Annotated in this window: 17 protein-coding genes and 1 tRNA gene; 9 read left to right on the top strand and 9 right to left on the bottom strand. The window is 71.0% G+C overall.

Annotated elements, in window-relative coordinates; translation table 11 throughout:
- The first annotated feature begins 71 nt into the window (after window positions 1-71).
- Window positions 72-3,146, top strand: a complete 3,075-nt coding sequence (locus Q343_RS0104100; protein WP_029252319.1) for a UPF0182 family membrane protein — start codon at window positions 72-74, stop codon at window positions 3,144-3,146.
- A gap of 123 nt (window positions 3,147-3,269) precedes the next feature.
- Window positions 3,270-3,343: transfer RNA gene (locus tag Q343_RS0104105), tRNA-Met, on the top strand.
- Between the two features lie 107 nt (window positions 3,344-3,450).
- Here Q343_RS0104105 and Q343_RS0104110 read toward each other — a convergent pair.
- Together Q343_RS0104110 and Q343_RS15415 are read right to left on the bottom strand one after the other, a co-directional pair.
- Window positions 3,451-4,332, bottom strand: coding sequence for a cytochrome c biogenesis CcdA family protein (locus Q343_RS0104110; protein ID WP_029252320.1), 882 nt, complete (start codon window positions 4,330-4,332; stop codon window positions 3,451-3,453).
- 3 nt (window positions 4,333-4,335) lie between these two features.
- Window positions 4,336-4,965, bottom strand: coding sequence for a redoxin domain-containing protein (locus tag Q343_RS15415; RefSeq protein WP_029252321.1), 630 nt, complete (start codon window positions 4,963-4,965; stop codon window positions 4,336-4,338).
- Window positions 4,966-5,098: 133 nt separating this feature from the next.
- Here Q343_RS15415 and Q343_RS0104120 point away from each other — a divergent pair, with 133 nt between their 5' ends.
- Together Q343_RS0104120 and Q343_RS0104125 are read left to right on the top strand one after the other, a co-directional pair.
- Window positions 5,099-6,346, top strand: coding sequence for a molybdopterin molybdotransferase MoeA (locus Q343_RS0104120; protein WP_248616728.1), 1,248 nt, complete (start codon window positions 5,099-5,101; stop codon window positions 6,344-6,346).
- Entirely contained in the window at window positions 6,334-6,762 is a 429-nt protein-coding gene (locus Q343_RS0104125; protein ID WP_211248961.1) for a molybdenum cofactor biosynthesis protein MoaE, read from the top strand. Before Q343_RS0104120 ends, Q343_RS0104125 begins: the two co-directional genes overlap by 13 nt.
- A 164-nt stretch (window positions 6,763-6,926) precedes the next feature.
- Here the strand turns inward: Q343_RS0104125 and Q343_RS0104130 are convergent, their stop codons facing one another.
- Genes Q343_RS0104130 through Q343_RS0104145 form a run of 4 tightly spaced genes read right to left on the bottom strand, consistent with a single transcriptional unit; the run spans window position 6,927 to window position 9,842 of the window.
- Window positions 6,927-7,589, bottom strand: coding sequence for a vitamin K epoxide reductase family protein (locus tag Q343_RS0104130; RefSeq protein ID WP_248616729.1), 663 nt, complete (start codon window positions 7,587-7,589; stop codon window positions 6,927-6,929).
- A gap of 28 nt (window positions 7,590-7,617) precedes the next feature.
- Window positions 7,618-8,688, bottom strand: a complete 1,071-nt coding sequence (gene moaA, locus Q343_RS0104135; RefSeq protein WP_029252325.1) for a GTP 3',8-cyclase MoaA — start codon at window positions 8,686-8,688, stop codon at window positions 7,618-7,620.
- A gap of 56 nt (window positions 8,689-8,744) precedes the next feature.
- Window positions 8,745-9,119 (bottom strand): universal stress protein, encoded by a 375-nt coding sequence (locus tag Q343_RS0104140; protein WP_029252326.1) that lies wholly within the window; start codon window positions 9,117-9,119, stop codon window positions 8,745-8,747.
- A 45-nt stretch (window positions 9,120-9,164) separates the two neighbouring features.
- A complete protein-coding gene (locus Q343_RS0104145; protein ID WP_029252327.1) occupies window positions 9,165-9,842 on the bottom strand; it encodes an IclR family transcriptional regulator in 678 nt (225 codons plus the stop codon).
- Window positions 9,843-9,899: 57 nt separating this feature from the next.
- Between Q343_RS0104145 and eda the strand changes: the two genes are divergently transcribed.
- The 4 genes from eda to Q343_RS0104165 all read left to right on the top strand — a co-directional run bounded on the left by eda (window position 9,900) and on the right by Q343_RS0104165 (window position 13,084).
- Entirely contained in the window at window positions 9,900-10,622 is a 723-nt protein-coding gene (gene eda / locus Q343_RS0104150; protein ID WP_081829597.1) for a bifunctional 4-hydroxy-2-oxoglutarate aldolase/2-dehydro-3-deoxy-phosphogluconate aldolase, read from the top strand.
- Window positions 10,619-11,731: a sugar kinase gene (locus tag Q343_RS0104155; RefSeq protein ID WP_029252329.1), complete on the top strand. Its 1,113-nt coding sequence runs from the start codon at window positions 10,619-10,621 to the stop codon at window positions 11,729-11,731. Before eda ends, Q343_RS0104155 begins: the two co-directional genes overlap by 4 nt.
- 61 nt (window positions 11,732-11,792) lie before the next feature.
- On the top strand, window positions 11,793-12,095 hold the full coding sequence (locus tag Q343_RS0104160; protein WP_083372576.1) for a hypothetical protein: 303 nt from the start codon (window positions 11,793-11,795) through the stop codon (window positions 12,093-12,095).
- Window positions 12,096-12,118: 23 nt separating this feature from the next.
- Entirely contained in the window at window positions 12,119-13,084 is a 966-nt protein-coding gene (locus Q343_RS0104165; RefSeq protein ID WP_029252331.1) for a bile acid:sodium symporter family protein, read from the top strand.
- A gap of 138 nt (window positions 13,085-13,222) precedes the next feature.
- Here Q343_RS0104165 and aceB read toward each other — a convergent pair whose 3' ends face one another.
- Both aceB and aceA read right to left on the bottom strand, forming a co-directional pair.
- Window positions 13,223-14,917 (bottom strand): malate synthase A, encoded by a 1,695-nt coding sequence (gene aceB / locus Q343_RS0104170; protein WP_029252332.1) that lies wholly within the window; start codon window positions 14,915-14,917, stop codon window positions 13,223-13,225.
- 17 nt (window positions 14,918-14,934) lie between these two features.
- A complete protein-coding gene (aceA, locus tag Q343_RS0104175) occupies window positions 14,935-16,272 on the bottom strand; it encodes an isocitrate lyase (RefSeq protein WP_029252333.1) in 1,338 nt (445 codons plus the stop codon).
- A 243-nt stretch (window positions 16,273-16,515) separates the two neighbouring features.
- On the opposite strand from aceA, the gene Q343_RS0104180 reads away from it, so the two are divergent.
- Window positions 16,516-18,009 (top strand): helix-turn-helix transcriptional regulator, encoded by a 1,494-nt coding sequence (locus Q343_RS0104180; protein WP_029252334.1) that lies wholly within the window; start codon window positions 16,516-16,518, stop codon window positions 18,007-18,009.
- A gap of 19 nt (window positions 18,010-18,028) precedes the next feature.
- On the opposite strand, the gene nhaA is transcribed toward Q343_RS0104180, so the two are convergent.
- Window positions 18,029-19,372 carry a Na+/H+ antiporter NhaA gene (nhaA, locus tag Q343_RS0104185; protein ID WP_248616730.1) on the bottom strand — a complete coding sequence of 448 codons (1,344 nt, stop codon included), beginning with the start codon at window positions 19,370-19,372 and terminating at the stop codon, window positions 18,029-18,031.
- Window positions 19,373-19,433 lie beyond the last annotated feature (61 nt).

Genomic DNA, 19,433 nt, shown 5'->3' on the forward strand with positions numbered 1-19,433 from the left:
CCGTAGGTCGCCCTTCGACGATCAGTCGGCACGGAGGCCTCACCCGTACTGCAACGAAGAGGTAGTTCACTGTGACATTCGCCGCAGGACCCCGCCGTGCCCCTGAGGGCCCGCCGGCCCAGCGACGCCGCAGCCCGCTCGTCATCACGCTCATCGTGCTGGCAGCGATCGTCGTCGCGCTCTTTCTTCTCGCCGAGTTCTGGACCGAGGTGCTCTGGTTCACCCAGCTCGGGTACCAGGAGGTCCTCTGGACCGAGTGGGGGGTGCGCGCCGGTCTGTTCGTCGCAGGCTTCCTCATCATGGGGGCGGCGATCTTCGCCTCGCTCTCCATCGCCTACCGGTCGCGGCCCATCTACGCGCCGTCGACGCCGGAGCAGGCCACGCTCGACCAGTACCGCGAGGCGGTGGAGCCCCTGCGCAAGGTCGTGACCTGGGGTGCGCCCGTCGTCATCGGCTTCTTCGCCGGAACCGCGGCGTCCGGGCAGTGGCAGAACGTCCTGCTCGCGGTGAACCAGGTCTCGTTCGACCAGAACGACCCGATCTTCGGGATGGACCTGTCCTTCTTCGTCTTCACCCTGCCGATCCTGCGGTTCTCCGTCGGGTTCTTCATGGCGATCGTGATCGTCGCGGGAATCGGCGCGCTGGCGACCCACTACCTCTACGGGGGCCTGCGCATCGGCGGCTCCAACGACGCCGGACCCCGCACCACCAAGGCCGCGCGGGTCCAGCTCGCCGTCCTCGGCGCGCTGCTCCTCGTCGGCATCGCCCTCAACTACTGGCTCGACCGGTACTCGCTGCTCACCGCGCAGGGGACCAAGTTCGACGGCGCCTCGTACACGGACGTCAACGCCGTCATGCCGGCCAAGGCGATCCTCGCCGTCGTCGCCCTCGTCGTCGCCGTCCTCTTCGTCGTCGCCGCCGTCCGCGGCACGTGGCGCCTCCCGGCGATCGGCGTCGGGCTGATGGTGGTCTCGGCGATCGTGATCGGCGGCATCTACCCGGCCATCGTGCAGCGCTTCCAGGTGGACCCGAACGCGCAGGAGCTCGAGTCCGAGTACATCCAGCGCAACATCGACTCCACGACGCTCGCGTTCGGTCTCGACAAGGTCGAGACCCAGCAGTACGACGCGGCCACCGAGGCCGAGGCGGGCGCGCTGCGCGAGGACGCCGAGACCACGGCGCAGATCCGTCTGCTCGACCCGCAGATCGTCAGCCCGACGTTCCGCCAGCTGCAGCAGAACAAGCAGTACTACAACTTCGACGAGACGCTCGCGGTCGACCGCTACCAGATCGACGGTGAGAAGCAGGACTCGGTCGTGGCCGTGCGTGAGCTCAACCTCGCCGGACTCGGCGACGACCAGCGCAACTGGGTCAACGACCACACGGTGTTCACGCACGGCTTCGGGATGGTCGCCGCGTACGGCAACCAGACCGGCCCCGACGGCCGCCCGGCCTTCTTCGAGGGAGACATCCCCGCCGAGGGCGCCCTGACGGACATGGGCGAGGGCTACGAGCCTCGCGTCTACTTCAGCCCGCAGGCGCCGGAGTACTCGATCGTCGGTGCGCCGGACGAGTCGAACCCGTGGGAGCTCGACTTCCCGGACGACGAGGCCGGTGGCCAGGTCAACTCGACGTTCGGTGCCGAGGACGGTGCCGTCGCCGGCCCCGACATCGGATCGTTCGGCAGCAAGCTGCTCTACGCGCTGAAGTTCGGCAGCGGCGACATCCTCTTCTCCGACCGTGTCACCGAGGAGTCGCAGATCATCTACGACCGTGATCCTCGCAGCCGCGTGCAGAAGATCGCGCCGTACCTGACGCTCGACCAGCGGGTGTACCCCGCCGTCGTGGACGGCCGGATCAAGTACGTGGTCGAGGGCTACACGACCACGGACCAGTACCCGTACTCGGCCCAGCGCGCGCTCGACGAGGCGGTCGCCGACTCGCTGACCTCCTCCGGCTCGGCCTCGATCCAGGCGATCGCCCCCGAGGAGATCAACTACATCCGCAACTCGGTGAAGGCCACCGTCGACGCCTACGACGGCTCGGTCGACCTGTACGCCTGGGAGCCCGAGGACCCGATGCTCCAGGCGTGGCAGGGTGTCTTCCCCGAGGCCGTCAAGCCGATGTCGGAGATCTCCGGCGACCTGATGGATCACCTGCGCTACCCCGAGGACCTCTTCAAGGTGCAGCGCTCGCTCCTGACGGCCTACCACGTCACCGACGCGTCGGACTTCTTCTCCGGGCAGGACTTCTGGCAGAACCCCGAGGACCCGACCGACACGTCCGGCTCGGGCGCTCTGCAGCCTCCGTACTACCTGACGCTGCAGATGCCCGACCAGACCGAGCCGACCTTCTCGCTCACATCGAGCTTCATCCCCGGTGGCAACACCGACCGAGAGATCCTCACGGGCTTCCTGGCGGTCGACGCTGAGGCGGGCAGCGAGGACGGCAAGCGGTCCGAGGACTACGGCAAGCTCAGGCTTCTCGAGCTCCCGAGAAACGCGACGGTCCCGGGTCCGGGTCAGGTGCAGAACAACTTCGACTCGAACTCGACGATCGCCAGCGAGCTCAACATCCTGAGCCGAGGCAACTCCGAGGTCATCCACGGAAACCTGCTGACGCTCCCCGTCGGCGGCGGGCTGCTGTACGTCCAGCCGGTCTACGTCCAGTCGTCGCAGGGCACCCAGTACCCGCTGCTGCGCAAGGTGCTGGTCTCCTTCGGTGACGAGGTCGGGTTCGCCGACACCCTCGACGAGGCGCTGAACCAGGTCTTCGGCGGCGACTCCGGTGCAGACGCCGGGGACGCCGGCGGCGAGACGGAGTCGGAGGTCGACGACGCACCGCTCGACGGCACCGACACGGACACCGGGACGGGCACCGGGACCGAGACGGAGGAGCCGACCGCGGAGCCGACCGAGACGTCGACAGCCACGGAGGAGCCGAGCCCGGAGCCGTCCACGCCGGGGACGTTCGACGACCCGCAGGCGGCGCTCGACCAGGCGCTGACCGAGGCGGCGCAGGCGATGCAGGATGCCGACGAGGCGCTCTCGTCCGGTGACTGGGCCGCCTACGGCGACGCGCAGGACGCCCTCGACGAGGCTCTGCAGACCGCGATCGACGCGGAGAGCCAGCTCAGCGGTTCCTGACCGGAGCGTGACCCGGGCGCGGGGCGGGATCGGTCGATCTCGCCCCGTGTCCGGCGTCACAGCCGGATCTGCCTGATCGGATTTGGCTCTGGCACCCACGGCACGTAGAGTGGTGTTTACCGACGCGGGGTGGAGCAGCTCGGTAGCTCGCTGGGCTCATAACCCAGAGGTCGCAGGTTCAAATCCTGCCCCCGCTACTTGTGAAGTAGCACGAAGGCCCGGACCATACGGTCCGGGCCTTCGTCGTTCCCTCGGGCGTGCCGCCGCACGCCCGACCTCGGCGAGCTGTGCGGCGGCACGCCTCCTAGGGTGTCGGCTCCGCGCCGTCGGAGGTGCGGGTACCGCGTCGACGGACCACGAGGGCGGCGACGACGACGAGCAGCACCATCGCGGCGACCACCAGCAGGGACGTGACTCCGGTCGCGGCGACGAAGCTCGTGATCTGCGACTGGACCTGCACCGCGGCGTCGACGATCGGGTCGCCCGTCGCGGTCCCGGCGAACACCCGCAGCTCGTACCAGCCGTACCAGGCGACGTAGGCGCCGGCGAGGACCAGCAGCGCACCGCTGAGGCGGCTGATCACCGGTGCGGCGCGGCGCATCCGGCTCACGATCCCGGTCGACGCGGTGGCCGCGGCGATCGCGAGCAGCCCGACGACGGCTCCCATCCCGACCCCGTAGACGACGTAGGTGAGCGTGACGCCGAGGACGCCGCCGGACCGGACAGCGCCGGCCGTCACGGCGAGGAACGGCGCGATGGTGCAGCTGAGGGACGCGAGGGCGAAGGTCGCGCCGTACCCCACCTGCGACCACCACGACCGTCGCGGGGCGCGTCCGTAGCGGGACAGCACGCCGATGCCGAGGCTGCGGCCCGACAGCAGCCAGACCCCGGTCCCGACGAGCGCGACGCCGACGACGATCGTCACCACCGGGAGCCACCGCTCGATCGCCCCGGTGACGGACGCGAGCAGGATGCCGAACGCGCCGAAGACGAGGACGAACCCGACGGTCATCCCGGCGGTGAAGCGCGCAGCCCGGCGGATCGCCCCGGCCTGGGACTCGTCGCCACCCTCGGGGGGTTGTGCGACCAGAAGGGTCAGATAGGCCGGGAGCAGAGCGAAGCCGCAGGGGTTGAACGCGGCCACCGCCCCGGCGACGAGGGCCAGGCCCAGCAGGACAGGATCCACGGATCAGCCGTCGACGAGGTCGCGCGAGGTGGACTCAAGCGACTCGAGGCCCATCGCGCCGACGACCGTCTCCATCTCGCCGTCGGCGTCGACGAAGACGAAGGAGGGCTGAGAGACGACGCCGAACCCGGTCCAGATCGATCCGTCGGCGTCGACGACGTGCTCGAACCCGGTCACGCCGGTGCTGTCGACGAACTCGACCATCGCGTCCGTCTCCCCGAGGCCTGCCACGCCCACGAAGGTCACCTCACCGTCGAGGTCCTCGGCCACCTGGGCGACCGAGGGGGCCTCGCCACGGCAGACCGTGCACCACGGGGCCCAGAACCAGAACACGGTCGGCTCGCCGGCGAGTGCCGCGGCGTCGATCTCCCCGCCGGAGACGGTGGGTGCGGTGAAGTCCATCGCCGCGGGCACGGCGACGTCGGTGCCCTCGTCGGCTGATGCGTCGTCGGCGGCGTCCTCTGTCGTGCCGGCCTGCGACTCGTCGTCGGACGCCTCCGTGCTGGTCTCGGCCGCCGGTGCGGAGCTCTCCGTCTCCTCGGCGGCGGGTTCGGTGCTGCTGGCGCATCCGGCCAGGAGGAGGGCGAGGCCTGCGGCTGCCCCGATGGCCGAGCGTGCTCGGGTGGCGGTCACGGTGATTCCTTCGGTCGTGCGGCGTGGATCGCCGGCGTGGGATACCTCCACCATGCCTCGCCCCCGGGTCGTTGTGCCCGTTCGCACGGCTGACGGAATGCTGACGGTCGTCGCGGGGCACTACGGTGGGTGCGTGGACGTCGCCCGCAGCCAGGACCCCCCACCCGTCGCCGGCGGGCGGACGAGCGTGGAGCAGCACCGGGCCGACGTCGCGCAGCTGCTGCGCCCGCGCCTCGCCCTCGGAGACCGGGGGGTGGTCACGGTCCCCGTCGAGGAGGCTTTCGGCCGGGTGCTCGCCGCCGACGTGGTCGCGCGTGTGGCCGTGCCGGCCTTCCGCAACTCGCAGATGGACGGGTTCGCCGTGCGGTCGGTCGACGTGACACGGCCCGTGCGGTTGCCGGTCAGCGGCGAGATCGCCGCCGGGGCCTCCCCGGAACCCCTGGTTCCCGGCACCGCGGCGCGGATCATGACGGGTGCGCCCGTGCCCGACGGTGCCGATGCGGTGGTTCCGGTCGAGGACACTGACGTCCGCCGGTTCTGCCCCGGGGAGATCCCCGCCGTCGTCGGCCTCCGCGAGCCGGTCGACCCGGGGCTGTTCGTGCGCGAGGCCGGGAGCGACGTCGCGGAAGGAGAGGTGATCGTGCCGGCCGGAACTCTCGTGGGCCCCGCGCACGTCGCCGCCATCGCAGCGTGCGGTGCGCGCGCCGTGGTCTTGCGACAGCCCCGTGTCGCCGTGATCTCGACCGGCTCGGAGGTGGTCTCTCCCGCAGCCGAGCTCGGTGCGGGGCAGGTCTTCGACGCGAACGGACCGGCCCTGGCGGCAGCGGTCCGTGCCGCGGGTGCCGAGGTGGTCGGGCCGTTCCGGGTCGCCGACGCACCCCAGGCCCTCGGCGACCTGCTCGACGACGTCGCAGCCCGGGTCGACCTGATCCTCACGTCGGGCGGGGTGAGCCAGGGCGCGTACGAGGTGGTCAAGGACCTGCTCAGGTCGGCCGGGGAGGTGGAGTTCCGGAGCGTCGCGATGCAGCCCGGTGGGCCGCAGGGATGGGGGACGTACCGCGGGACCCCGATCCTCACGTTCCCGGGGAACCCGGTCAGCGCCCAGGTGTCGTTCGTGGTCCTTCTGCGCGACGAGCTGCTGCGCACGGCGGGCCTCCCCGGTCGGGGGACGGTCCGCCTGCCGCTCGCGGGCGCGACGACCTCACCGGCCGGGAGGCGCCAGTTTCTTCGTGGAGTCCGCGACGGGGACGCCGTCCGCGTCGTTGGCGGTCCCGGGTCCCACCTGGTGGCCACGATGGCACGCGCAGACGTCCTGATCGACGTCCCCGAGGACGTGACAGAGCTGCAAGCTGGTGACGAGGTGGAGGTATGGCCGCTGTGAGCGACGTGAGCCGGGTGACGACGGGCGTCCTGGACGCCGGTGTGGTCCAGGAGGTCGAGGACGCGGTCTCCGCGCCGGAGTGCGGTGCGGTGGTGACGTTCCGCGGCGTGGTGCGCGACGTCGACGACGGACGCGGTGTGTCTGGCCTGGACTACGAGGCGCACCCGGACGCGACGGCCGTGCTGCGCGAGTGCGTCGCGGGCGTCGCCGCGGAGACCGGCCTCCGGGTCGCCGCGGTGCACCGGTACGGAGAGCTCGCCGTCGGCGACGTCGCGCTGGTGGCGAGCGCCTCGGCGGGACACCGGCGAGAGGCCTTCGACGCCTGCACGTTGCTGGTCGAACGGATCAAGGCGCAGACCCCGATCTGGAAGAGGCAGCACTTTGCCGAGGGCAGCTCGGAGTGGGTCGGCCTGTAGCGCCGCCTCTCGACGGGCTCGACGTGCGGCGTCTCGACGGGCTCGACGTGCGGCGTCTCGACGGGCTCGACGGACGCCGTCTCGACGGGGCTCGACGGGCGGCGTCTCGACGGGGCTCGACGGGCGGCGCCTCGTGCGGACGGTGGTCGAGCCTGTCGAGACCCCTAGCCGAAGATGGCCGTGCCGTACTTCGCCAGGATCGCCGCCGCGAGCAGCACGAACCAGAGTGCGGTGAGGATGCCGAACGCCCCGGACCGCACGAGGCCCATCGCCCACGTCTGGAGCTTCGCGGGCCAGTACAGGTTGTTCTCGAGGATGTTCCAGTGGAGCATCGAGACGAAGACGAGCGTCGTCGAGGCCGTGACCGTCAGGCACCAGGGGCAGAGGGCGCCGATGACGAACATCGACTGGTAGAAGAGCCAGTACGCGAAGATCAGGCCCAGCAGGTAGACGGTCTGCGCGGCCGTCATGAACCAGCGCGGGAACTTCACCCCGGCGATGCCGGCGACCGCGATGGTGATGACGACGGGTTCCGCGATCAGCCCGAGGAACGAGTTGGGGAAGCCGAAGAGCGACGACTGCCACGCGACGCCGACCGCTCCGCAGGAGATCACGCTGTTGATGTCGCACGCGAGGACGGCGTCCGGGTTCGCGGCGAGCTCGACGGCGTCGATCGAGAGGACGAATGCGGCGACGAGCGAGATGAGGGCGCCCACGAGCATCTCGCCGAAGAGCCACTGGCGTGAGTGGAAGAACCCGGTCGGTCGTTCGTCGAGCGTCGTCGGTGAGTGCGTCATCTTCGGTGGTCCGTCCGTTCGAGGCGTCACTTGTGAAGAATAGCGCAAGCAGTGCGCGTCAGCCGCCGATCGCCCCCATCGAGCGCGTGGTCGGGGCGAAGGTCTCCGGGTCCGGGGCGCCCGTGTCGAAGCCGTGCGACCACGGCTTGGCCCACATCGCACCCTGCCACGCCGCGGCGACGTCGTCGTCCGAGCCGCCGCCACGCAGCAGCCCGCGCAGGTCGGTCTCGGCGTCGCCGAACAGGCACGAGCGGACCGTGCCCTCGGCGGTGAGGCGCGTGCGGTCGCAGTCCCCGCAGAACGAGCGGGTCACCGAGGCGATGATGCCGACGGTCGCGCTCCCGCCGTCGACGCGCCACTCCTCGGCGGGGGCGGACGGGTCGTCGCGTCCGAGGGGCTCGAGCGTGAACTGTCGACCGAGCTCGGCGAGCAGGGTCTCGGCGGTGACCATGTGCTCGCGCGCCCACTGGTGGTCGGCGTCGAGCGGCATCTGCTCGATGAAGCGCAGCCGACAGTCGTGCTCCACGGCGAAGGCGAGCAGGTCGCGAGCCCCGCGCAGGGTCTCGGGCATCAGCACGGCGTTGAGCTTGACGGGGGAGAGGCCGGCGTCGATCGCCCCGCGGATCCCGGCGAGGACGGCGGGGAGCCGGTCGCGGCGCGTGAGCTCGGCGAAGTGCTGGCGGTCGACGCTGTCGAGCGAGATGTTCACGCGGTCGAGGCCGGCCTCGACGAGGGCGTGGACGCGCTTGTCCAGACCGATGGCGTTGGTCGTCATCGACACCGACGCGTCGGGTGCCGCTGCGCGCACTCGGGAGACGACCTCGACGATCTCTCGACGGACGAGCGGTTCGCCCCCGGTGAGCCGGATGTCGTGCACCCCGAACCGCGCGGTGGCGATGCCGACCAGGCGGCCGATCTCGTCCGGGGTGAGCAGCTGGTCGGCGGCGATCGCGGGAAGGCCCTCCGCTGGCATGCAGTAGGTGCAGCGCAGGGAGCACTTCTCGGTGACGGAGATCCGGAGGTCGCGGGCGACGCGGCCGAACCGGTCGACCAGCAGGTCCGTGTCCGGGCGTCCGTCGGGGGAGACCGCCGTGCGGACGTGGGGGGTGCCGAGAGAGACGGCCGGCATGGTTCAGCTCCTCATCGCCCGGACGGTGGTCGGTCGGCCTGGCCGCTGGGTCGAGGCTACGCCGAGCCCTTGACGACGAGGACCGGGGCCGCGGCGTCGAGAAGCACCCGAGTGGTGGTGCTGCCGAGCAGGAACTTCGAGACGGCGGACCGCTTGCGCGACCCGATGACGACGAGGTCGACGTGATCGTCCTCGGAGGCGTCCAGGATCGCGTCCGAGGGTTCCTCGTCGGAGCTCCGGTACGTGATCGTGGGGTCGGCGCCGAGGGTGTCCAGCACGTGTGCCAGCGCAGCGGGCGTCGTCGCCTCGGGGGCCTGCGGTGTGAGGACGAGGATCTCGAGCGTCGTCTCGCGCCGCGCAGCCTCCGCATGGGCGCGGCGTAGTGCGGCCTCGCCTTGGGGAGAGTCGTTGTACGCCACCAGGACGGTCATGGCCGTCTCCTCACGGTCTCGTTCATCTGGGCCGATTCCACTCTCTCACAGGCGGTCATGGTGAGGAGCGTCGGCACGCGGATCCGGGACGGTGATCGTCGGGGGGAGGTGGGCGCGCAGGGTCGTCGCCAGCACGTTCAGCACGCGGGGGCGGTCGTCGACGTCGAGGCGCTCGCTGGGCGCGGTCACGCTCACGGCGGCGAAGGCGTTGCCGTTGCGGAGCAGGGGGAGCGCGACGCACGCGATGCCCGGTTCGTTCTCCTCGACCTCTTCGGCGCTGCGGCCCGTCCTGAGCGCACGCCCGAGCGCCGAGGTCTGCGCCGGGATGCGCCGACCGACGGCGGACCAGACCCGGAGCGGGCGCGACGGCTCGACCTTGTCGAGGTAGATCACCTCGTCGGCTCCTGCCGGGGCTCCGAGGTGGACGAGCTCGTGCAGCTCGTCGCGGGCGGCCTCGAGCGCAGGGCGCATCAGGGTCGGCAGGTTCTCCTCGGCGTAGTACGCGGTCGAGAGCGCGATCGCGGCGGGCCCGAGCCGGTACCGACCCTCGTCGTTCTGGACGTACCCGCGGTGCGCGAGCGAGGCGAGCGTCCGGTGGACCGTCGGCTTGGCGACGTCGAGCCGACGCGCGATCTCTCCGAGGGAGAGGCCGTCGGGTCCGAGCGGCGCGAGGACCTCGAGTGCGAGAAGCGCCTTGTCGACGCTTCCGAGCGGGTTGGTCATGTACGCTCCTGTTCATCAGCACGGAATCACCGTTCACTATAGCGAAACGGAAGGTCAATGACTACCTACACGGAAACCTGGTCGGAGCTCGCGTCCGCGCGTGTGGTCCCCGTCGTCGTCGCCGACGGCGAGGCCGAGGGGCTCAACGTCGCCGACGCCCTGCGCCGCGGCCACCTGCCCATCGCGGAGATCACCTTCCGGGTCGCCGGCGCTGCCGCGGCCATCCGTGCGATCTCGGAGGACTACCCGGAGATGCTCGTCGGCGCCGGGACTGTCATCCGTCCCGACCAGGTCGACGCCGCCGTCGATGCCGGAGCCCGCTTCCTCGTCTCGCCCGGCATCTCCGAGGCCGTGGTCGCGCGTGCGCGTGAGCACGAGATCCCGATCATCCCGGGGGTCGCGACGCCGTCGGACATCATGCGTGCGGTCGAGCTCGGTCTCGACACCGTCAAGTTGTTCCCCGCGGGCACCCTCGGCGGCCCCGCCGCCGTCAAGGCCTTCGCGGCCCCGTTCCCCGGCCTGCGCTTCGTCCCCACCGGGGGGATTTCCGCGCACAACATGGGCGACTACCTGATGCTGCCGCAGGTGCTCGCCGTCGGCGGCTCCTGGATGGTCGACCGTGCGCTCGTCCAGGGTGAGGACTGGGAGCGGGTCACCGAGCTCAGCCGCGACGCCGTCGAGCTGGCCGAGCAGGTCGTGGCGTCCCGGCCGTTGCCGCACCCGGCGGACCTGCACCCCGCCGACTCCCTGGGTACCGCCGTCGAAGGAGAAGAGCGTTGAGCACGTCGTCCCCCGCACTGACCGTCCGTCCCGCCGAGGAGTGCGACTACGACGTCGTCGCGCTCGGCGAGGTGATGCTCCGTCTCGACCCCGGTGAGCGGCGCATCCGCACGGCCCGCACCTTCTCCGCGTGGGAGGGTGGCGGCGAGTACAACGTCGCCCGCGGGCTGCGACGATGCTTCGGGCTCCGCGGCGCCGTCGTCACGGCCCTCGCGGACAACGAGATCGGCCGCCTCGTCGAGGACTTCATGCTCACCGGCGGGCTCGACACCTCCCACGTCCGGTGGGTGCCGTACGACGGCATCGGGCGCGAGGTCCGCAACGGCCTCAACTTCACCGAGCGCGGGTTCGGTGTCCGCGGTGCGGTCGGCGTCTCGGACCGGGGCAACACCGCCGTCGCGCAGATGCGGCCCGACGACGTCGACTGGGACGCGCTGTTCGCGCGTGGCGTGCGCTGGTTCCACACCGGCGGGATCTTCGCGGCGCTCTCGGAGAACGCCGCCGACGTCGCCGAGGCCGCGATGAGCGCGGCGCGCAAGCACGGGACGATCGTCTCCTACGACCTCAACTACCGTCCGTCCCTGTGGCAGGGGATCGGAGGCGTCGAGCGTGCCCAGGACGTCAACCGACGGCTCGCCCAGTACGTCGACGTCATGATCGGCAACGAGGAGGACTTCACGGCGAGCCTCGGGTTCGAGGTCGAGGGTGTCGACGAGAGCCTCACCGACCTGGACACGGGTGCCTTCCGATCGATGATCGGTCGTGCTGCCGAGGCGTTCCCGAACTTCCAGGTGATCGCCACCACCCTGCGCGGCGTGCACACCGCGACGGTCAACGACTGGGGTGCCATCGCGTGGTCGCGGACGCAGGGGTTCGCGGAGGCGACGCACCGCCCGCGCCTCGAGATCCTCGACCGGGTCGGCGGCGGGGACTCCTTCGCGTCCGGGCTCGCGTACGGCCTGATGGAGCTGGTCTCCATCGGCGAGGCGGTCGAGTACGGCGCCGCCCACGGTGCTCTCGCCATGACGACGCCGGGCGACACCTCGACGGCGACCCTCGCCGAGGTGGCCAAGCTCGCCGGTGGCGGTTCGGCGCGCGTGCAGCGCTGAGCCCGGTGCGTACCGGCTAGGCTTCTGGTCGACAGAAGGTCAGTGCGAGGAGGTGTCCACCGTGGAGATCCTGCCCCGGCGGACGCCGCCCACGCCCCCGAGCCTCGGTCAGGTCGTCGAGCACGCGCGGATACTCCGCGGTGCCGGCGACCTGGCCGGGACCGCGCGCCTTCTGGACGACGCCTTCGCCGTCGAGGCACGCGGGTCCGAGCCGATGCGACGTCGTGCGCTGCTGCTGCGTGCCCAGGTGGCCTTCGAGATGCACGACGACGCGGCCGCGGCCCGGTTCCTCGACACCGCCGATGCCCTGCGCCCGCTGGCGGACGCGCTCGCCGCGCTCGACGCGACGGACTCCCGACGTTGACCCGGCAGGGGTGACGCGCACCCGTGCAGAACGTCTGGCGACGGGTCGACCCCTTTGTCGCCGCCATCCTGACCTCGCTCGCCCTCGGGCTGCTGCTCCCCGTCCCCGACACGGCACGTGGTGTCGTCGACGGGGTGTCGACGGCCGCCGTCGCGCTCCTCTTCTTCGTCTACGGCGCGAGACTCCCGAGCCGTGAGGTGTGGGACGGGCTCCGCAACTGGCGCCTGCAGGGCGGGATCCTCGCCTCGACGTGGCTCGTCTTTCCCGTCCTCGGGCTGGTCACCGCGTGGCTCGTCGGGCCCGCGCTCGGGGCAGGCCTTGCCGGGGGGATCCTCTACGTCTCGCTCCTGCCCTCCACCGTCCAGGCCTCCGTCGCCTTCACCTCCATGGCCCACGGCAACGTCGCCGGTGCGGTGTGCGGCGCGACGGTCTCCAACCTCCTCGGGATGGTGCTCACGCCGCTGCTGGTGCTGTGGCTCATGGGCGCCGAGACGGCCGGTCTCGGCATGTCCGGGATCGGCGACGTCCTGCTGCACCTGCTGCTGCCCTTCGTGCTCGGACAGCTCGTGCAGCCGCTGATCGGTGCCTGGATCCGAGCACGACGGTGGATCTCGGTCTACGTCGACCGGGGTGCGATCGTGCTGATCGTCTTCTCGTCCGTTTCGGGCGCGGCGTCCGAGGGGGCGTTCGGCGCCGTCTCGGCCTGGGCGCTCGCGGGCCTGCTCCTGGTCTCGGCCGCGATGCTCGCGATCATGCTCGCCGTCACCTGGTTCGGAGGACGGGCCCTCGGCCTCGACCGCGCCGACCGTGTCGCGCTGCTCATGTGCGGCTCGAAGAAGTCCCTCGCCACCGGCCTGCCGATGGCGTCGGTCCTCTTCCCCGTGGCCGTCGCGGGAACCGTGGCGGTGCCCCTGATCGTGTTCCACCAGCTCCAGCTGATCGTCTGCGCGATGATCGCGCAGCGGCTGGCGCGGACGGCGCCGGCGTAGCCGGCGGTCCATCCTGACCTGGGGGCAGCAGGCGGGCGGGTGGACGGGCGGGCGTCAGGACTACCTGAAGCCCGCCCGTCCACCCGCCCGGACCACGAGTGCCGCGCTGTGAGCGAAGCGGGGACGTGGCAGAGCGGCTCAGCGCCGCTCGTCCACGCTCGATCCGACGAGGTAGCGCGCGTACGCGTCGTTCGTCAGGAAGGCCGGGTACTCCTCGGCGAGAGCGACCTGGCGGAAGATCTCCGCCGCCTCGTCGATCCGGTCCTCCTCGGTGCGCGGCAGCTCCTCGACGATCTCGGCGAGCAGCTCCTCGACCCGCTCCTGCGTGATCGGCCGGCCGTCCTCCGTCCGCGTCCCCGAGGCGATCCACTGCCAGATCTGCGACCGCGAGATCTCGGCCGTGGCGGCATCCTCCATCAGGTGGTCGATCGCCGCGGCGCCGACGCCCCGCAGCCACGAGTCGACGTAGCGCACACCCACGGAGATGTTGGCGCGCAGGCCCTCGTCGGTGATCGTCGCACCCCCGCGTCGTGCCGAGCGGACGTCGAGCAGCTCGTGCTGCCCCACCCGCACGTCCTCACGCTTGCGGTCGATCTGGTGCGGGCGGTCGCCGAGCACGGCGTCGAACTCACCACGGGCCGACGGGATGAGGTCGGGGTGCGCCACCCAGGTGCCGTCGAACCCGTCGGTGGCCTCGCGCTTCTTGTCCGCGCGGACCTGGGCGAACGCCCGCTCCGTGACGTCCGGACGACGGCGGTCCGGGATGAACGCGCTCATCCCGCCGATCGCGTGCGCTCCCCGCTTGTGGCAGGTCTGCACCAGCAGCTCGGTGTAGGCGCGCATGAACGGGACGGTCATCCCGACCTGGGCGCGGTCCGGCAGGACGTACGCGTCCCCCCGGGTGCGGAAGGACTTGATGATCGAGAACAGGTAGTCCCACCGGCCCGCGTTCAGCCCCGCGCAGTGCTCGCGCAGCTCGAACAGGATCTCGTCCATCTCGAACGCGGCCGGCAGCGTCTCGATCAGGACGGTCGCCCGGATCGTCCCGCGGGGGATGCCCAGCCGGGTCTGCGCCCAGCAGAAGACGTCGTTCCACAGCCGTGCCTCGCGGTACCCCTCGAGCTTCGGGAGGTAGAAGTACGGTCCACGGCCCCGGGCGATCAGCTCCTCGGCGTTGTGGAACAGGTACAGGCCGAAGTCCACGAGGCTGCCCGAGGCGTCGTGCGTCGTCCCGCACAGGTCGGTGTGCCGCAGGTGCTTCTCGTCGAGGTGCCACCCGCGGGGGCGGAAGACGATCGTCGGCATGTCCGTCAGTTCCGCCGAGCGCAGCGCGTACTCCTTGCCGTTCTCCGCGGTGAACGCGAGCGTTCCGCGGATCGCGTCGTGCAGCGCGAGCTGGCCCTCGACGACGTTGCGCCACGTCGGGGACGACGCGTCCTCGGCGTCGGCGAGCCACACCTTCGCGTCCGAGTTCAGCGCGTTGACCGTCATCTTCGGGTCCGTGGGACCCGTGATCTCGACGCGGCGGTCCTCCAGACCCGGGCCGGCACCGGCGACCTGCCAGGCCGCGTTGTCCCGGACCGGCCGCGTGCTCGCCCGGAAGTCCGGGTCGATCCCGTTGGCGACCTCTTCGCAGCGGCGCTCGCGGGCGTGCAGGATGGCGTGCCGGCGGCCCCCGAACTCCTCGTGGAGCTCGGCGAGGAACGTCAGCGCCTCGGTCGAGAGGATCTCGTCGTAGCGGGTGCCGGAGCGGGCCTTGACGCGCATCGTGCCGGGAATGGTCACGCGTCTGGTCGGGGACGTGTCGGTCGGGTGCTCGGTGAGCGTGGTCATGATCGTCTCCTGCCTGGTCAGAACTGTGCGGTCTCGGTGGACCCGGCGAGGGCGAGGGTGGCGCTCGCCGGGTTCAGGGCGGTCGAGACCCGGTCGAAGTACCCGGTACCGACCTCCCGCTGGTGGCGGGTGGCCGTGTAGCCGTGCTGCTCGGAGGCGAACTCGGCCTCCTGCAGCTCGACGTACGCGCTCATGGCGCGCTCGTTGTACCCGCGGGCGAGCTCGAACATCGCGTGGTTCAGCGCGTGGAAGCCCGCGAGGGTGATGAACTGGAACGTGTACCCGTACGAGGCGAGGTCGCGCTGGAAGCGGGCGATCGTCTCGTCATCGAGGTGCTTCTTCCAGTTGAAGGACGGCGAGCAGTTGTACGCGAGCTTCTTGTCCGGGAACTTCGCGTGGACGGCCTCCGCGACGCGACGCGCGAGCTCGAGGTCGGGCTCCGACGTCTCGACCCAGATCATGTCCGCGTACTCGGCGTAGGCCAGGGCGCGGGCGACGACGACGTCCTCGCCCGGCGTCGTGCGGTAGAAGCCCTCGCTCGTGCGGTCACCGGTGAGGAACGGCTGGTCGCGCTCGTCGACGTCGCTCGTGATGAGGTCGGCGGCGAGGGAGTCCGTGCGGGCGATGATGATGGACGGGACGCCCGAGACGTCGGCGGCCAGACGGGCCGCGTTCAGGGTGCGGATGTGCTGGGCCGTGGGGACCAGGACCTTGCCGCCGAGGTGACCGCACTTCTTCTCCGAGGCGAGCTGGTCCTCCCAGTGGACGCCTGCCGCGCCGGCCTCGATCATCTGCTGCATGAGCTCGTAGGCGTTGAGCGGACCGCCGAACCCGGCCTCCGCGTCGGCGACGATGGGAGCCATCCAGTCGCGCGGTTCGGTCGAGCTCTCGGCGCCGGCCTCCTCGAACTCGACCTGGCCGGCACGGAGCAGCGCGTTGTTGATGCGGCGCACGACGGCGGGGACGGAGTTGGCGGGGTAGAGCGACTGGTCGGGGTAGGTCTGGCCGGAGAGGTTCGCGTCGGCGGCGACCTGCCACCCGGACAGGTAGATGGCCTCGAGTCCGGCACGGACCTGCTGGACGGCCTGGTTGCCCGAGAGCGCCCCGAGCGCGGCCGACCACTGCGGCTCGCCCTGCTCGTCGGCACCGCGGTTGATGAGCTCCCAGAGCTTCTCGGCGCCGCGACGGGCGAGCGTGCGCTCCTCGCGGACCGAGCCGCGGATGTCGATCACGTCCTGCGCGGTGTAGTCGCGGCGGACACCGGACCAGCGCGGGTTGGTGATCCACTCGCGCTCGAGCTCCTCGGCGGTCTGCGTCTGGTCCCCGGGGCGCGTGGCCGTGCTGGGCTCGGGGATCCGCTCGGTGACCTCGACGTCCGCGGTCGTCGCGGTGGCGGCCGCGACGCGGCGGTACTCGTTGTCGGAGCGACGGGTGACGATCTTCGGGGTGTTCACGATGGGCCTCCTGAGCGACGATGCGGCGGAAAGTGCTGCACAACGAGAGTCCTTAACCGTGCAACCCCTCAACAACTGTGACCCGGGTAGAAGAAATCGACAGTTTCTGTTGATTGAACATTGTGGTGTGTGTCACCATCGCTCATGGCTATCTCCGGTGCGGGTCCGCGCAGAACCCCGAACGTTCCCGAAATCGCGCTCGACGACGAGCCCGACGCCCTCGTGATCGGGCGCCGCATCCGGCACCTGCGGACGCGGCAGGGCATGACGCTGGCGGAGCTCGCCGCAGCGATCGACCGCGCGCCGTCACAGGTCTCGACGCTGGAGAACGGCAAGCGGGAGCCCAAGTTCAGCCAGCTGCACCAGATCGCCCGCGCCCTCGACGCGAGCGTGGAGGACCTCCTCGCGCCGGCGGCGCCGTCGCGACGCGACGCCCTGGAGGTCGAGCTCGAGCGCGCCCAGCGGGGTCCGCTGTTCTCCTCGCTCAACATCCCCGGCGTCCGTGTCGGCAAGAGCCTTCCGGACGACGCCCTGTCGACCATCATCGCCCTCCAGCGGGAGATCGAGCGCCTGCACACCGAGCGTGCGGCGACCCCGGAGGAGGCGCGACGGGCGAACGCGGAGCTGCGACGCCTCATGCGTGACCAGGACAACTACTTCCCGGAGCTCGAGGACGCCGCGCGTGAGCTCCTGGACGGCGTGGGGCACACCCGCGGGACGCTGTCCCAGCGCGTCGCCGCCGACCTCGCCGCCCATCTCGGGTTCACGCTGCACTACGTCAGCGACCTGCCGCACTCCACCCGCTCCGTGATCGACCAGCGCCACCACCGGGTGTACCTGCCCAGCACCGGGGTGCGCTCGACGTCTGACCCGCGCTCCGCACTGCTCCAGGCGCTCGCGAGCCACGTGCTGGGGCACCACGAGCCCACGGACTACGCGGAGTTCCTGCGCCAACGGGTCGAGGCGAACTACCTCTCGGCGGCGCTCCTGCTGCCCGAGCGCGACGCCGTCAAGCACCTGCGGGAGGCGAAGGACGCCCGCGCGATCTCGATCGAGGACCTGCGGGACCAGTTCGCGGTCGGCTACGAGACCGCCGCGCACCGGTTCACCAACCTCGCCACCCGGCACCTCGGGATCCCCGTGCACTTCATGAAGATCCACGAGTCGGGGGTGATCCACAAGGCGTACGAGAACGACGGCGTCCGGTTCCCCGCGGACCCGATCGGCGCGATCGAGGGTCAGTACGTGTGCCGCAACTGGACGGCGCGCGTGGTGTTCGGGATCGAGGACCGGCTGAGCCCCTACTACCAGTACACCGACACGCCGTCGGGGACCTACTGGTGCACCTCACGGGTCCAGGACACGCCCGACGGCGAGTTCTCCGTCAGCGTCGGCGTGCCGTTCGCGCACGTGAAGTGGTTCGCGGGGCGCGAGACCACCGAGCGCGACACCTCGCGCTGCCCGGACGAGGACTGCTGCCGTCGCCCGCCGTCGGCCCTCGCCGCACGCTGGCAGGACCAGGCCTGGCCCAGCGCACGGCCGCACGCCAGCATGCTCGCGGCGATGCCGACCGGGGCGTTCCCCGGGGTGGACCAGACAGAGGTGTACCAGTTCCTCGACGCCCACGCGCCGGCCTGACGCGTGGGCGGTCGAGAGACTACTTCTCCCAGACCTCGGGGTCGCCGATGTAGTGCTCGACGTTGTCGGGCTTGCCGTCGAGGTTCATGTCGTCGGTCCGCGCGTTGCGCGTGTCCCAGCGCAGCGAGACGGCGGCCATGATCGCGGCGGCGATCGAGGCGACGAGGATCGCGACCTTGGCGGCGTCGGTGTGCTCGTGGTCGCCGGGGAACGACAGCTCGGAGATCAGCAGGGAGACGGTGAACCCGATGCCGGCGAGGAAGCCGACGGGCAGCAGGTCCCTGACGCCGATGCCCGGTGCGAGGCGCAGCGGCGTGATCCGGGTGACGATCCACGTCACGCCGAGCACACCGATGATCTTGCCGAGGATCAGTCCGGTGATGATGGCGATGGCCACGGGCTCCGCCAGGAGCTCTCCCAGGCCGCCCGCGTCGACCACCGAGATGCCGGCGGCGAAGAAGGCGAAGATCGGCAGGGCGATGCCTGCCGAGATCGGGCGCCACGTGTGCTCCAGGCTCGCCGTGCGCGGGTGGCGCTCGCCGAACTTCGCGATCGCGGGGACGGTGAAGCCGAGCAGCACACCGGCGATGGTCGCGTGGATGCCGGACGCGTGCATGAGGGTCCAGGCCGCGAACGCGAGGGGGACGAGGATCCACCAGTGCATCTTCTTGCGGCGGACGAAGAACGCGAACGCGGCGATCGCGACCAGCGAGAGTCCGAGCATGCCGAAGTGCAGCTCGTCGGTGTAGAAGATTGCGATGATGGTGATCGCGAGCAGGTCGTCGACGACCGCGAGCGTGAGCAGGAACGTCCTGACCGCCGTCGGCAGCCCCTTGCCGAAGACGGCAAGCACGGCGAGAGCGAACGCGATGTCGGTCGCGGTGGGAATCGCCCACCCGTCCGCGGCGGCCGAGTCTCCGGAGATCGCGACGATCACGGCGAAGATGATCGCGGGCACGGCCATGCCGCCGACCGCGGCGAGCATCGGGACGCCCGCCTCCTTGGGGTTCCGCAGACTCCCGGCGACGAACTCCTGCTTGAGCTCGAGCCCGACGACGAAGAAGAAGATCGCCAGCAGGCCGTCGGCCGCCCACGTCGTCAACGAGAGGTTCAGGTGCCAGGCCTCGGGGCCGAAGGTGGTCTCAGCCAGCGAGAAGTACGCCTCACGCCAGGGGGAGTTCGCCCAGATCAGGGCGATCGCCGCCGCTCCGATGAGGAGCGCGCCGCCCGTCGTCTCGCGAGTGACCCAGGACCGGGCCTTGTTCCGCGCGCGTTTCGTCGACGGTCCGATCCCGGTGCCGCTCGGGAGCGGGTACGGGTCGTCGTGGTCCGTCTCGGGGTTGCTGTCGGGCTCAGTGCTCACAAGGCTCCAGATACTTCGGCGACGGGATGCTGACGACGGTCTACAACCGTCGGGGCGGCCA

Source organism: Paraoerskovia marina DSM 21750, from assembly GCF_000701465.1.
GTDB classification, from domain to species: Bacteria; Actinomycetota; Actinomycetes; order Actinomycetales; family Cellulomonadaceae; genus Paraoerskovia; species Paraoerskovia marina.